General features: G+C 32.9%; 12 protein-coding genes. 7 read left to right on the top strand and 5 right to left on the bottom strand.

Features of this window, described 5'->3' with window-relative positions; genetic code table 11:
- Positions 1-53 precede the first annotated feature (53 nt).
- The 4 genes from ACFQ0S_RS06445 to ACFQ0S_RS06430 all read left to right on the top strand — a co-directional run bounded on the left by ACFQ0S_RS06445 (position 54) and on the right by ACFQ0S_RS06430 (position 5,114).
- Positions 54-1,781, top strand: a complete 1,728-nt coding sequence (locus tag ACFQ0S_RS06445; protein ID WP_379759898.1) for a phospho-sugar mutase — start codon at positions 54-56, stop codon at positions 1,779-1,781.
- Positions 1,781-3,610 carry an ABC transporter ATP-binding protein gene (locus ACFQ0S_RS06440; RefSeq protein WP_379759901.1) on the top strand — a complete coding sequence of 610 codons (1,830 nt, stop codon included), beginning with the start codon at positions 1,781-1,783 and terminating at the stop codon, positions 3,608-3,610. Before ACFQ0S_RS06445 ends, ACFQ0S_RS06440 begins: the two co-directional genes overlap by 1 nt.
- Before the next feature lie 44 nt (positions 3,611-3,654).
- Positions 3,655-4,158 (top strand): hypothetical protein, encoded by a 504-nt coding sequence (locus ACFQ0S_RS06435; RefSeq protein ID WP_379759904.1) that lies wholly within the window; start codon positions 3,655-3,657, stop codon positions 4,156-4,158.
- A gap of 254 nt (positions 4,159-4,412) precedes the next feature.
- Positions 4,413-5,114: a hypothetical protein gene (locus tag ACFQ0S_RS06430; RefSeq protein WP_379759907.1), complete on the top strand. Its 702-nt coding sequence runs from the start codon at positions 4,413-4,415 to the stop codon at positions 5,112-5,114.
- A gap of 70 nt (positions 5,115-5,184) precedes the next feature.
- Here the strand turns inward: ACFQ0S_RS06430 and ACFQ0S_RS06425 are convergent, their stop codons facing one another.
- Positions 5,185-5,700 (bottom strand): DUF2892 domain-containing protein, encoded by a 516-nt coding sequence (locus tag ACFQ0S_RS06425; RefSeq protein WP_379759910.1) that lies wholly within the window; start codon positions 5,698-5,700, stop codon positions 5,185-5,187.
- 166 nt (positions 5,701-5,866) lie between these two features.
- Here ACFQ0S_RS06425 and rpmH point away from each other — a divergent pair, with 166 nt between their 5' ends.
- From rpmH to ACFQ0S_RS06410, 3 genes are all read left to right on the top strand, one after another.
- Entirely contained in the window at positions 5,867-6,028 is a 162-nt protein-coding gene (gene rpmH, locus ACFQ0S_RS06420; protein WP_008464848.1) for a 50S ribosomal protein L34, read from the top strand.
- 112 nt (positions 6,029-6,140) lie between these two features.
- Complete coding sequence (carB, locus tag ACFQ0S_RS06415) at positions 6,141-8,996, top strand: carbamoyl-phosphate synthase large subunit (RefSeq protein WP_379759913.1); 2,856 nt, start codon at positions 6,141-6,143, stop codon at positions 8,994-8,996.
- A gap of 114 nt (positions 8,997-9,110) precedes the next feature.
- On the top strand, positions 9,111-9,881 hold the full coding sequence (locus ACFQ0S_RS06410; protein ID WP_379759916.1) for a DUF2490 domain-containing protein: 771 nt from the start codon (positions 9,111-9,113) through the stop codon (positions 9,879-9,881).
- A gap of 98 nt (positions 9,882-9,979) precedes the next feature.
- Here ACFQ0S_RS06410 and rplT read toward each other — a convergent pair whose 3' ends face one another.
- The 4 genes from rplT to thrS form a co-directional block, all read right to left on the bottom strand.
- Positions 9,980-10,324, bottom strand: a complete 345-nt coding sequence (rplT, locus tag ACFQ0S_RS06405; RefSeq protein ID WP_035633036.1) for a 50S ribosomal protein L20 — start codon at positions 10,322-10,324, stop codon at positions 9,980-9,982.
- 170 nt (positions 10,325-10,494) lie between these two features.
- On the bottom strand, positions 10,495-10,692 hold the full coding sequence (gene rpmI, locus ACFQ0S_RS06400; RefSeq protein ID WP_011921545.1) for a 50S ribosomal protein L35: 198 nt from the start codon (positions 10,690-10,692) through the stop codon (positions 10,495-10,497).
- Positions 10,693-10,805: 113 nt separating this feature from the next.
- Complete coding sequence (infC, locus tag ACFQ0S_RS06395; RefSeq protein ID WP_379759937.1) at positions 10,806-11,363, bottom strand: translation initiation factor IF-3; 558 nt, start codon at positions 11,361-11,363, stop codon at positions 10,806-10,808.
- A gap of 16 nt (positions 11,364-11,379) precedes the next feature.
- On the bottom strand, positions 11,380-13,326 hold the full coding sequence (thrS, locus tag ACFQ0S_RS06390; RefSeq protein ID WP_379759919.1) for a threonine--tRNA ligase: 1,947 nt from the start codon (positions 13,324-13,326) through the stop codon (positions 11,380-11,382).
- Positions 13,327-13,916 lie beyond the last annotated feature (590 nt).

The raw sequence follows: 13,916 nt of genomic DNA, 5'->3' as shown, positions 1-13,916 counted from the left end.
AAAAGAAAAAGATAGAGCAAACAGCAGGAAAAGCTACTAAAATTTAAAAAAAAATGGAAATCAAGCAAAACATTTTAAACGCAGTAAATGAATGGTTAACACCAACTTTTGACAATCAAACGCAAGATGAAATCAAAGAGATGATGACTTCTTCTCCAAAAAATTTAGAAGAAAGTTTCTATAAAAATTTGGAATTTGGAACTGGTGGAATGCGAGGCATAATGGGAGTTGGAACAAACCGTATTAACAAATATACTTTAGGAAAAAACACACAAGGTCTTTCTAATTATATGCTCAATTTTTTTCCTGGAAAAGCATTAAAAGTAGCTATAGCTTTTGACTGTAGACTTAATAGCCAAACATTAGCAAAAGTAGTAGCAGATGTTTTTTCGGCAAATGGAATAAAAGTGTATTTATTTTCAGACATGCGACCAACTCCAGAGTTGAGTTTTGCTTTAAAATATTTAGGTTGTCAAGCAGGAATTGTATTGACGGCTTCGCATAACCCGCCAGAATATAATGGCTATAAAGTATATTGGGAAGATGGCGGACAAATAGTACCTCCTCAGGATGCCGCTATTGTAAAAGTGATTGAAAGTCTAAAATACGACGAAATTAAGTTTCAGGCAAATGAGGATTTAATTGAATATATAGACCTTGCTATTGACCAAGCATTTATAAAATCAACTATAGAAAACGCCAGTTTTAACACATCAAATTTTGCTAAGGAAAATTTAAATATTGTTTTCACTTCATTGCACGGTACATCAATAAAAGCTATTCCCGAAACATTATCAAAAGCTGGTTACACTAATGTGAATGTTGTTCCTGAGCAAGCTACTCCTGATGGAAATTTCCCAACCGTGGTATCTCCAAACCCAGAAGAACCTGAAGCATTAACTATGGCTTTGGCATTAGCAGATAAATTGAATGCCGATATAGTTATAGGAACCGACCCTGATTGTGACAGACTTGGAGTTGCGGTAAGAAACACTCAAGGCAAAATGGTTTTACTTAATGGAAACCAAACCATGGTTTTGATGACCGCATTCTTATTAGAGCAATGGAAAAAAGCAGGGAAAATAGATGGCAAACAATTTATAGGTTCTACCATAGTTTCTACTCCAATGATGATGGAATTAGCGACTGCTTATAATGTAGAATGTAAAATAGGCTTGACTGGTTTTAAATGGATTGCTAAAATGATTAAAGATTTTCCTGAACTTAAGTTTATTGGTGGCGGAGAGGAAAGTTTTGGCTTTATGGTAGGTGATGCGGTTCGAGATAAAGATGCGGTTGCTGCAACTTTATTAGTTTGCGAAATTGCAGCGCAAGCTAAAGCCAACGGAAGCTCAGTATATGAATCATTATTACAATTGTATGTTGACTTCGGATTTTACAAAGAACATCTAGTTTCGTTAACAAAAAAAGGAATTGAAGGTTTGGCAGAAATCAATCAGATGATGGTAGACATGCGCGAAAATCCTGTAAAAGAAATCAACGGACAAAGAGTAGTGATGCTTGAGGATTATAAAAATTCGACAGCAAAAAATCTTTTATCAGGCGAAGTAGAAACTATGAATGTCCCAAAATCGGACGTTTTGATATATTATACAGAGGATGGATCTAAAATCGCGGCAAGACCAAGTGGCACTGAACCAAAAATAAAGTTCTACGTAAGTGTAAATGCCAAATTAGATGCAGTAAAATATGCTCCAGAAGTCGAGTCCTATCTAGATGAAAAAATTAAAAATATACTCCTAGATTTAAAAATCATTTAATGAACAATTTTAAAAAGTTATTTCCTTATATATTACCCTATAAAAAATACGCGTATTTAAACATTTTTTTCAATGTACTGTACGCCTTGTTCAGTACGCTTTCTTTTATGGCATTAATACCTATGATGCAGGTATTGTTTGACCAGACAAAAAGAAATACAGCTGCGCCAGTTTGGGAAGGAATACTTTCAATTAAAGGATTCTTGGAGAACTATTTGAGTTATTTTATAACAACTTCTACTGATAATTTTGGAGTAGGATATACTTTATCAATAATGGTTTTTGTTATTATTTCGATTTTTTTACTAAAAAATTTGTGCGATTACCTCGCTATGTTTTTTATTACTTTTTTAAGAAACGGAATTTTAAGAGACATGCGAAATGCCATGTACAAAAAAACACTAGAATTGCCTCTAGCCTTTTTTTCGGAAAAAAGAAAAGGAGACACCATATCTAGAATAGCTGGCGATGTAAACGAAGTACAAACTTCTTTGCTTTCTATACTTGAGCTAATCGTAAAAGAACCCTTGACTATCATTTTTACGATAATAATGATGTTTACAATAAGTATAAAATTAACATTCTTTGTTTTTGTATTTATTCCACTTTCTGGTTACATAATATCGATAATTGGAAAACGACTAAAGAAGCAATCTACAAGAGCCCAACAGGAACAAGGTACTTTTTTATCTACTATTGAAGAAACTTTGGGGGGATTAAAAGTAGTAAAAGGATACAACTCCGAAAATTATTTTAATACCGTATTTCAAGAATCAACCAGTCGTTTTTTTAATTTATCAAACAGTATTAGCAACCGTCAAAACCTAGCCTCACCTGTAAGTGAGTTTATGGGAATTATGGTAATTGCTATTTTGCTTTGGTATGGCGGACACATGGTTTTAATAGAAAAAACATTGAATGGTGCCTCTTTTATAGCTTATATGGGTTTGGCTTATAATATTTTAACTCCAGCAAAATCAATATCTAAAGCTTCATATAGTATTAAAAGAGGAAATGCTGCTGCCGAACGCGTTTTAGAAATTTTAGAACAAGAAAATCCTATTACTAGCAAAATTGATGCTATTGAAAAAGACACCTTTAATGATACAATCAGTATTAAAAACATCAATTTTAAATACGAAGATGAAACCGTTTTAAAGGACTTTTCTTTAAATGTAAATAAAGGACAAACAGTTGCGCTAGTTGGACAATCAGGTAGTGGCAAAAGCACAATAGCCAATTTATTGACTCGATTTTATGATGTAAACGAAGGGAAAATATCTATTGATGGTATAGATATCAAAAACTTAAATCTGCAATCTCTTCGGGGATTAATGGGATTGGTTACACAAGATAGTATTTTATTTAACGATACCATAAAAGCGAATATAGCACTTGGAAAATTAGACGCATCTGATGGAGACATTATTGAAGCTTTAAAAATTGCCAATGCTTACGAATTTGTCAAAGATTTACATAACGGAATTTACACTAACATAGGCGACAGCGGAAACAAATTATCAGGTGGGCAAAAACAACGATTAAGTATTGCCCGAGCGGTTTTAAAAAATCCTCCAATTATGATTTTGGATGAAGCCACATCAGCCTTAGATACTGAAAGTGAAAAACTGGTACAGGTAGCGCTCGAAAACATGATGCAAAACAGAACTTCAATAGTTATAGCACATCGTTTATCGACCATACAAAAAGCCGATGTGATTGTCGTAATGCAAAAAGGGAAAATTGTAGAACAAGGCAGTCATGAACAATTAATCGCTTTAAACGGAACCTATAATAAATTAGTTTCGATGCAATCGTTTGAATCCTAAATAGTCATTATAATAAAAATTTGACAGCAATCAAAAATCTGGATATGACGATATTAATTGTACTGAAACTCATAATCATAATAGCTTTAGTATTGCTATTTATAGTTGGACCAATTATTATGATAATTGGAAAAGTTAAACAGAATAAAAAGATTCTTAGAATTGGTTTTAGACTTTTTCTAATTCCAATTTTAGTTTGCAGTTTCGTACTAATTTATAATCTAGCATTGGATAAGTTTGGTGTAAAACCTACTAAAATAGACTTAGTTGGTAATTATAAATTGACAAGTTCATGCACTTCTAGATTTGGAGATGCTAATTTACGTTTATATGAAAATGGTGACTTTGAGAAATCATTTATGCCAAATCACGGCTTATGCGAAAAAGGAAAATATACTTTATACGATAACGAAGTTTGGTTTCGATGTGATAACCGTTCTTCCGTAGCGAAAATAGATAGAGGTTTTACAGATTTTAAAATTAAGTTTATTATAGAGAATAATCTGAATAGCGGCGAAAATATAATCTTTGAAAAAGTAGACGACTAAAAAATATGGTCAGCTACTAACAACCATTTGCGTCTTCGGCTTTAGTTGTTTTTTACTTTAAAAAAAAGCTATTTACTCTAATTTTGGTCTATATTTGTAACTATCTGTGATAGTAAACGTCTATGATCGCAAGTTGTGGAATTTAATTCTAATTATTATTCAAACTTGGAACACAGATAAAACGAATTTACTAAAGCAATAACACTAATTTTGACGAATTTTTACTTTTTAATTCCTCATTTTTAATTTACCTAATGTACATCAACGACAACAAAATCAAACAACCTGAAGACCCAAATACTATTGTTTGGAAATACTTAGACTTGTCAAAATTTGTTGACTTGCTATTGTACCGAAAATTATTTATGTCACGTTCCGATAAGTTTGAAGACCAATATGAAGGCACTTTCAGTGAGCCTACTTTTGAGGAAATCAAAAAGCTTTCTGTGAATAATCCTGATTTTTTAGATTACTATAAAAGTCATAGAAAAAATGTAGTCATTAGTAGTTGGCATATTAACGAATATGAATCTTTTGCAATGTGGCAAATTTTTACGCAAAAAAGCGAAGGCTTGGCGATTCAATCCACTTTAGGACGATTACAAGAAGCATTAACTCCTGAAACAACATACAAACAACATATTGGCGAGGTAAATTATATAGATTACAAGAAAGAATATATTCCTTTTGACAATACCTTTTTCCCATTTCTATTTAAACGTAAAAGTTTTCAATATGAAAGGGAAATTCGAATAATTTCAGATGTAACTTCACATAACTTGACTATTGACAACGGATTAAAAATAGACATTGATATTAACCAGTTGATTGAAAAAATCTACATCCATCCCAAATCAGAAAACTGGTATAAAAATTTAGTGATTGAACTCGTTAAACGTCTTGGTTTTGTTTTCGAAATAGAAAAATCAGATTTAGAAAGCGATATTTTGATATAAAATTATAGATTAAAAATCACCGTTTTTCTTTAAGAGTTACAATTAATTATCAAAAAAAACTTCAAAAAAACTACATTTTCTTCATTTGCTCTTTCATCATCGTGATTTGCTCTTTCAGCATACCTTGTTTGTCTAGTTTTTTAGCTTCGTTTAGCAAATTTGTGGCTTCTAGTTTTCGTCTTCTAGTCATGGCTACTCCAGCAAGATTCAATTTACATACTGCTAAATCCATATCCATTGTTAAACCTAATTCAACAGCTTTCTTAAAAAATTTCTCTGCTTGAATCAAATTAGTCTGCGAAAGCATGATTCCATGTAAATAATTAAAGTAACCTTGCTGCTTTCTTACTAATGCGCTTTCTGGTTTTTTTATGTATGCTAACCACTTTTGAGCACCGGGAAAGTCTTGTTTTCTCAATTTTAGGAAAGCTAACAGTATAAATTCGTTCTTAAAGTATAGAAATATTGGAATTGCAGACAATAAAATCAGGAAAATGCCATTGCCAATATTGCTTTCTATCAATTGCCAAATGCCACTGGCTATTATAAGTCCCGCGAGTACCAGTTTAATATTTTTATGAAACATGATGTATGTATTTATGAGTGTGCAAATATAGTAAAAGGAATTTAAAATATTTTTATAAAACTGCTTGCCAGAAAAAAAAGACTTTGTATATTTGCACTCGGTTTTAGAAGAACGGTTTCTAAAAACAATTACCGCAAATAATCAAAGATTTTAAAGATACAAAGCAATGAGCAAAAGAACGTTTCAACCATCGAAAAGAAAAAGAAGAAATAAGCACGGATTTATGGACAGAATGGCTTCTGCAAATGGAAGAAAAGTGCTTGCTCGTAGAAGAGCTAAAGGAAGACACAAATTAACCGTTTCTAGCGAACCTAGACACAAAAAATAATGTTTATCTAAAATTCACATAAAGGCGTTACTGTTACTAGTATCGCCTTTTTTTATAGCTTTTCGGGAAAATAAAGATTAAAATCTAAACAACATACAAATCTAACTACACAATGCCAAAAGACAATTCTATAAAATCGGTTTTAATAATAGGCTCAGGGCCAATAGTAATAGGGCAAGCTTGCGAATTTGATTATGCGGGATCACAATCAGCTCGTTCTATCAGAGAAGAAGGAATTGAAGTAATATTAATCAACTCCAACCCAGCAACAATTATGACCGACCCAAGTATGGCAGATCATATTTATTTGTTGCCTTTAACTACAAAATCAATTATAAAAATATTAAAAGAGCATCCACAAATTGATGCCGTTTTGCCTACAATGGGAGGACAAACAGCCTTAAACCTTTGTTTAGAGGCAGAAGAAAAAGGAATATGGTCAGATTTTGGAGTTAAATTAATAGGTGTTGATGTAAATGCTATAAATATCACCGAAGACAGAGAACAATTCAAGCAACTACTGAAAAAAATAGGAGTTCCTTCTGCACCAGCAGAAATCTGTACTTCCTATCTTCGAGGGAAAGAAATTGCTCAGGAATTTGGTTTTCCCCTTGTAATTCGTCCTTCATTTACTTTAGGAGGAACAGGAGCTGCAATTGTGTATAAAAAAGAAGATTTTGACGAACTTTTAACTCGAGGTCTTGAAGCTTCACCTATTCATGAAGTATTGATTGATAAAGCTTTGATGGGTTGGAAAGAATACGAGCTAGAACTGCTTAGAGATAAAAATGACAATGTCGTAATTATTTGTTCGATAGAAAATATGGATCCTATGGGAATTCATACCGGAGATTCTATAACAGTAGCTCCAGCAATGACTTTGTCAGATACTACTTTTCAAAAAATGAGAGACTATGCCATTTTGATGATGCGTAGTATTGGAAATTTTGCGGGTGGCTGTAATGTGCAGTTTGCAGTTTCGCCAGATGAAAAAGAGGATATTGTTGCTATCGAAATCAATCCTCGTGTGTCACGCTCATCAGCTTTGGCTTCAAAAGCTACTGGTTATCCTATTGCCAAAATAGCCTCTAAACTTGCTTTGGGTTACAACTTAGATGAATTGCAAAACCAAATCACCAAATCTACTTCAGCGCTGTTCGAGCCCACTTTGGATTATGTAATCGTAAAAATACCTCGTTGGAACTTCGATAAATTTGAAGGAGCCGACAGAACTTTAGGATTGCAAATGAAATCTGTTGGTGAAGTAATGGGAATTGGGCGTTCCTTTCAAGAGGCTTTACACAAAGCCACACAATCTTTAGAAATTAAAAGAAATGGGCTAGGAGCCGATGGAAAAGGATATAAAAATTACGAACAAATTATCGAGAAACTAACTTTTGCTAGCTGGGATCGAGTTTTTGTGATTTATGATGCTATTGCAATGGGAATTCCATTAAGCAGAATACATGAAATCACAAAAATTGACATGTGGTTTCTAAAACAATATGAAGAATTGTATTTGCTAGAAAAAGAGATTTCTAATTACACAATAGCCGATTTACCTAGTGATTTGCTCCTTGAAGCCAAACAAAAAGGTTTTGCCGACAGACAAATTGCACATATGATGAATTGTTTAGAAAGCCAAGTGCATAAGCTTCGTGAGGATAAAAATATCAATCGTGTTTATAAATTAGTAGATACTTGTGCGGCAGAGTTTAAAGCGCAAACCCCTTACTATTACTCTACTTTCGAAGCTGAAATTGAAACTGCAACGGGAGAAATTTATGTGCATAACGAAAGTGTTGTTACTCCAAATAAAGAAAAAGTTATTGTTTTAGGTTCTGGTCCTAATCGTATCGGACAAGGAATCGAATTTGATTATTCGTGTGTTCATGGTGTTTTAGCAGCCAAAGAGTGTGGTTATGAAACCATCATGATTAACTGCAATCCAGAAACCGTTTCTACTGATTTTGATACTGCGGATAAGTTGTATTTTGAGCCTGTTTTTTGGGAACATATTTATGATATCATCCGACATGAAAAACCAATAGGAGTAATTGTTCAACTTGGAGGGCAAACCGCTTTAAAAATTGCAGAAAAATTATCTAAATACGGAATTAAAATAATAGGCACTAGCTTTGACGCTTTGGATTTAGCCGAAGATAGAGGCCGGTTTTCGGAACTGTTGACTGAATTAAAAATTCCTTTTCCACAATTCGGAATTGCAGAAACAGCCGATGAAGCATCAGTATTAGCAGATAAATTAGATTTTCCTTTATTAATTCGTCCTTCTTATGTTTTGGGTGGACAAGGAATGAAAATCGTAATTAACAAACAAGAATTAGAAGAACACGTTATCAATTTATTAAAATCTATTCCAGGTAATAAATTGCTTTTAGATCATTACTTAGACGGAGCAATCGAAGCTGAAGCAGATGCGATTTGTGATGGCGAAAATGTTTACATCATTGGTATCATGGAGCACATTGAGCCTTGTGGAGTGCATTCAGGTGATAGTAATGCGACTTTACCTCCTTTTAATTTGGGCGAATTTGTAATGCAACAAATAAAAGATCATACCAAAAAAATAGCTTTGGCATTAGAAACAGTAGGTTTGATAAACATTCAATTTGCTATAAAAGACGATATTGTTTATATTATCGAAGCCAATCCTAGGGCTTCTCGTACAGTTCCGTTTATTGCAAAAGCTTATGGAGAACCGTATGTAAATTATGCTACAAAAGTAATGTTAGGGCATAATAAAGTGACAGATTTTAAATTTAACCCACAATTGAAAGGATTTGCTATAAAGCAACCAGTTTTTTCGTTTAGTAAATTCCATAATGTAAACAAAGCTTTAGGACCAGAAATGAAATCAACAGGTGAAAGTATTTTGTTTATTGACGATTTAAAAGATGATGCTTTTTACGAATTATATAGTAGACGAAAAATGTACTTAAGCAAATAGATAGAAATCCCGAAATTAAATCGGGATTTTTTTGTATTTATATTTTTATTGACTTATATCATAGCTTGTAATAATACTAAAATGTAGTTTTGCATAGATAAAATTTATTCTATTATGTTTAAACAGCTGTTCAAAGTATTATTTTTATTAGTTCCAATATTAGTTGTAAGCCAGAAAACATTAATTAAGGAGGTAAATCATCAATCTCAAACCTGGATTAGTATAAACAACACTATTAAGGTTAATGAACAATTATCTTTTTTAGCAGATTTCCACATAAGAAGAAATGATTTTCTTGATAATGAAAATTTTTATTTTGTCAGATTTGGAGCAGGACATTCTCTAAACAATAAAGTTCTCTTAGCAGCGGGTTATGCTCATATGTGGCTAGCGCCAACTAAATCAGAATGGAATACTTTTTCTAACGAAAACCGTTGCTATCAACAAGCACAATGGAGTTCTAAAATTGGGAATAAAAGTATTTTACAACGAATTCGTAACGAACAACGTTGGCAAGAAAAAATAGCAAATGATCAAAAAACTGGAGATAATAGGTTTACAAACAGAGTTCGGTATTTGTTAAGTTTAAATATTCCTATATTCAAGAAAAGTACGATGCCCACGTTGGTGGTTTCTGATGAAATTTTATTCCATTTTGGTAAGGAAGTCGTTTATAATACGTTCGATCAAAATCGAATTTTCATAGGAATAAAGCAATCGATAAATCCGAAACTCAGTTTTGATTTTGGGTATATGAATCTGTATCAGCAAAAATATTCAGGAAATCAATACGATTCTAATCATACTTTAAGGTTGTTTTTCTATTACAATACGAGTTTTAAATCTTTAGCACATTTTAAACATCATGAATCTGGAGATGAGTAATACATTTTATCCATGGTATATAAGCAAAAATCCCATCAAGACTAAACTGGATGGGATTTTCTATAAGTAAGTAATCTTAAATTGAGTTGATAAAACGTTTATTTTACTTTGTTAAGTACTGCTTTGAAAGCTTCTGGGTGATTCATTGCTAAATCGGCAAGAACTTTTCTGTTCAATTCGATTCCGTTAGCTTTAACTTTCCCCATGAATTGTGAGTAAGACATTCCTTCTAAACGAGCTCCAGCGTTAATACGTTGAATCCATAAAGCACGGAAATTTCTTTTATTCACTTTTCTGTCACGGTAAGCATAGCACATTGCTTTCTCAACCGCATTTTTCGCAACTGTCCAAACGTTTTTACGTCTACCAAAGAAACCTTTGGCTTGCTTCATTATCTTTTTTCTTCTTGCTCTTTTAGCAACTGAATTTACTGATCTTGGCATAATTTTTCTGTTTTTTTGTAGCAGGCGTCCCGAATTGAATCAAGGGAACTTAAGGCCATACTCCAAGGTTATTAAATGTTTTTTAACCTAAAGAATAAAAAAGTTAGAGGTTAGAAGTTAGAAGTTAGAAGTTTTGAAACTCTTAACGAATAACTATTAACGAGTAACAATTATATGATTCTTAATTGTTGTTTGATGCTTTTCTCATCTGTTTTGTGAACTAGCGCTGAGTGTGTCAAAGCTAATTTACGTTTTTTGGATTTTTTAGTCAAAATGTGACTTTTAAAAGCATGCTTTCTTTTAATCTTTCCAGAACCAGTAACTTTAAATCGTTTCTTGGCGCTAGATTTGGTTTTCATTTTAGGCATTTTTTCCTAGTGTTTTTTAATTTATTCTTACTTACTATCTTTGTGTCCTAAGGTCTAATGTCATAAAGTTTAAAGTGTTTGACTTAAGACTTTTTTACATTAAAACTCTTGACTTATTTCTTCTTCTTAGGAGCAATAAACATGATCATTCTTTTTCCTTCAAGAACAGGCATTGCTTCAACTTTTCCAAATTCTTCAAGATCAGTTGCTAATCTCAATAATAGGATTTGTCCTTGATCTTTATATATAATCGAACGGCCTTTAAAGAAAACAAACGCTTTCAATTTTGATCCGTCTTTTAGGAATTTCTCCGCATTTTTTCTTTTAAATTCGTAATCATGCTCATCTGTTTGTGGACCAAAACGAATTTCCTTCACTACAATTTGAGTAGATTTTGCTTTCAGTTCCTTTTCACGCTTTTTTTGCATGTAAACAAACTTCTTATAGTCCATTATTTTACATACAGGTGGTTCTGCATTTGGTGAAATTTCAACTAAATCCAATTCAAATTGGTCAGCTAATCGTAATGCTTCAGCAAGTTTAAAAACTCCTGGCTCAATATTTTCACCTACAAGTCTTACTTCTTGCACTCCACGAATAAGATTATTTATTCTATGGGCATCTTTTTTTTCTACTCGAGGTTGGTAACCTCTATTACTTCTTATTGCTATGACTTTATAATTTAAGTTAAACTGTAAATACTTTTAATGTTTTTTTGATTTCTTCATCTACAATTGAAGCAAATTCTTCTATTGTAGCGCTACTATTTCCTTTTCCTTCTTGTCCATGACGACGTATAGAAATGGTTCCGTTTTTCTCCTCTTCCTCGCCTACAATGAGCATGAACGGGGTTTTTTGCATTTCTGCATCTCTAATTTTTCTTCCAATCGACTCATTTCTGTTGTCAATTAGGGCGCGAATTTCGTGATTTTCTAGCAGATTTAAAACTTTTTTAGCATAATTTTCATATTTCTCGCTCAAACACAATATTATAGCTTGTTCTGGCATTAGCCAAAGAGGGAAATTTCCTGCAGTATGTTCTAATAAAATAGCAATAAATCGTTCCATCGATCCAAAAGGAGCTCTATGTATCATAACAGGTCTATGCAATTCATTATCAGAGCCTTTGTATGTCAATTCAAAACGTTCAGGTAAATTATAATCTACTTGAATAGTCCCTAATTGCCATTGTCTACCTAAGGCATCTTTCACCATGAAATCTAATTTAGGGCCGTAAAATGCCGCTTCACCATATTCAACAACTGTATTCAATCCTTTATCTGCAGCTGCATTTATAATTGCGTTTTCTGCTTTTTCCCAATTTTCATCGCTACCTATATATTTATCTCTATTTTCTTTATCACGCAATGATACTTGAGCAGTAAAATTTTCAAATCCTAAAGAGCCAAATACATAAAGAACCAAATCAATTACTTTTTTGAATTCTTCATCTAATTGTTCAGGAGTACAAAATATATGTGCATCGTCTTGAGTAAATCCACGAACACGTGTCAAACCATGCAATTCCCCGCTTTGTTCGTATCGGTATACCGTTCCAAATTCAGCATATCTCTTTGGTAAATCTTTATACGACCATGGCCTTACGTTATAAATTTCGCAATGATGAGGGCAATTCATTGGCTTTAATAAAAATTCTTCCCCTTCGGCTGGAGTATTTATGGGCTGAAAACTATCAGCGCCATATTTAGCATAATGTCCTGAGGTTACATACAATTCCTTTTGTCCAATGTGTGGCGTAACCACTTGCTCGTAGCCCGCTTTCTTTTGCGCTTTTTTTAAAAATTGCTCTAATCTATCTCTTAAAGCAGCTCCTTTTGGTAGCCATAATGGTAAACCAGCTCCTACTTTTTGCGAAAACGCAAATAACTCTAATTCTTTTCCTAACTTTCTATGGTCTCTTCGTTTGGCTTCTTCCAATAATTCTAGATAGTCAGTTAAATCCTTTTGTTTAGGAAACGAAACTCCATAAACACGAGTAAGTTGTTTGTTTTTTTCATCACCACGCCAGTAAGCACCGGCTACACTCATGATTTTCATTGCCTTGATGATTCCGGTATTCGGAATATGGCCTCCACGACACAAATCAGTAAAGGTAGAATGGTCACAAAAAGTAATCGTGCCGTCTTCTAAATTGGTGATTAATTCCGTTTTATATTCATTGTCTTTATATATATCAAGAGCTTCGGCTTTACTAACAGGACGCAATTTAAATTCGTGTTTCTCTCTTGATATTTCAAGTACCCGATCCTCAATTTTTTTAAAATCAGCATCCGAAATTTTATGGTTTACAAAATCAACATCGTAATAAAACCCATTTGCAATTGCAGGCCCAAGCGTTAATTTAATTCCTGGAAACGTTTCCTCCAAAGCTTGTGCCATAACGTGCGAAGTAGAATGCCAAAAGGCCTTTTTGCCATTTTCGTCATTCCAAGTATATAATATAAGAGAACCATCCGTCGTCAATGGAGTTGAAGTTTCAATAGTAGTGCTATTAAAAGAGGCAGAAATCACATTTCTAGCCAAACCTTCACTAATGCTTTTTGCAACATCCATAGGAGTTACGCCAATCGCTAACTCTTTAATTGATCCGTCGGGTAAAGTAATCTTAATCATTTATTCTATTTTTAATGAACCGCAAATATAGAGGTTTACAAAAACACATACAATATATATTAGTTAGGAATTAAAATTTTATTTCATCAGGAGCTATTTCCCGCTGTTCACTGTATCTTTTATGACGAACTCCGTCATAAAAGGATGCCGTTACCATCAGGGCTACGTCAAAATAAGTTAAAAATCTATTTTTGATAAAAAACTTTTCTTTTCAAAAAGCGCCAAATCAGTCACTTAAAAATAAACCTCAAAAAACCTTTAAAATACTTTATCAAAAGGTTTGCGAAAGACAATAAGTTGTTTACTTTTGCACCCGCATTGAGAGAGACGTTCTTTAAAAATACTGAAAAGCAAACCGAAAAAGTGGTTAATAAGCTGCTAAAAGATTTGCGCCAAGTAAAAAGAGGTTTTACCTTTGCAACCCGCAAGAGTATAATAGTTCATAAAAATATTGAGAATAAGTGATTTAGAAATAAAATCAAAAAATTATTTCAAAAAGCTTGTTATATATAAAAGAATGCTTACTTTTGCACCCGCTTTGAGAATGAAAGCGTTATTAAGAAGAAGAACACGTTCCTAGACATATTGAA

Source organism: Flavobacterium myungsuense (assembly GCF_042677265.1).
GTDB classification, from domain to species: Bacteria; Bacteroidota; Bacteroidia; order Flavobacteriales; family Flavobacteriaceae; genus Flavobacterium; species Flavobacterium myungsuense.
This window is presented reverse-complemented; position numbering and strand designations above follow the sequence as displayed.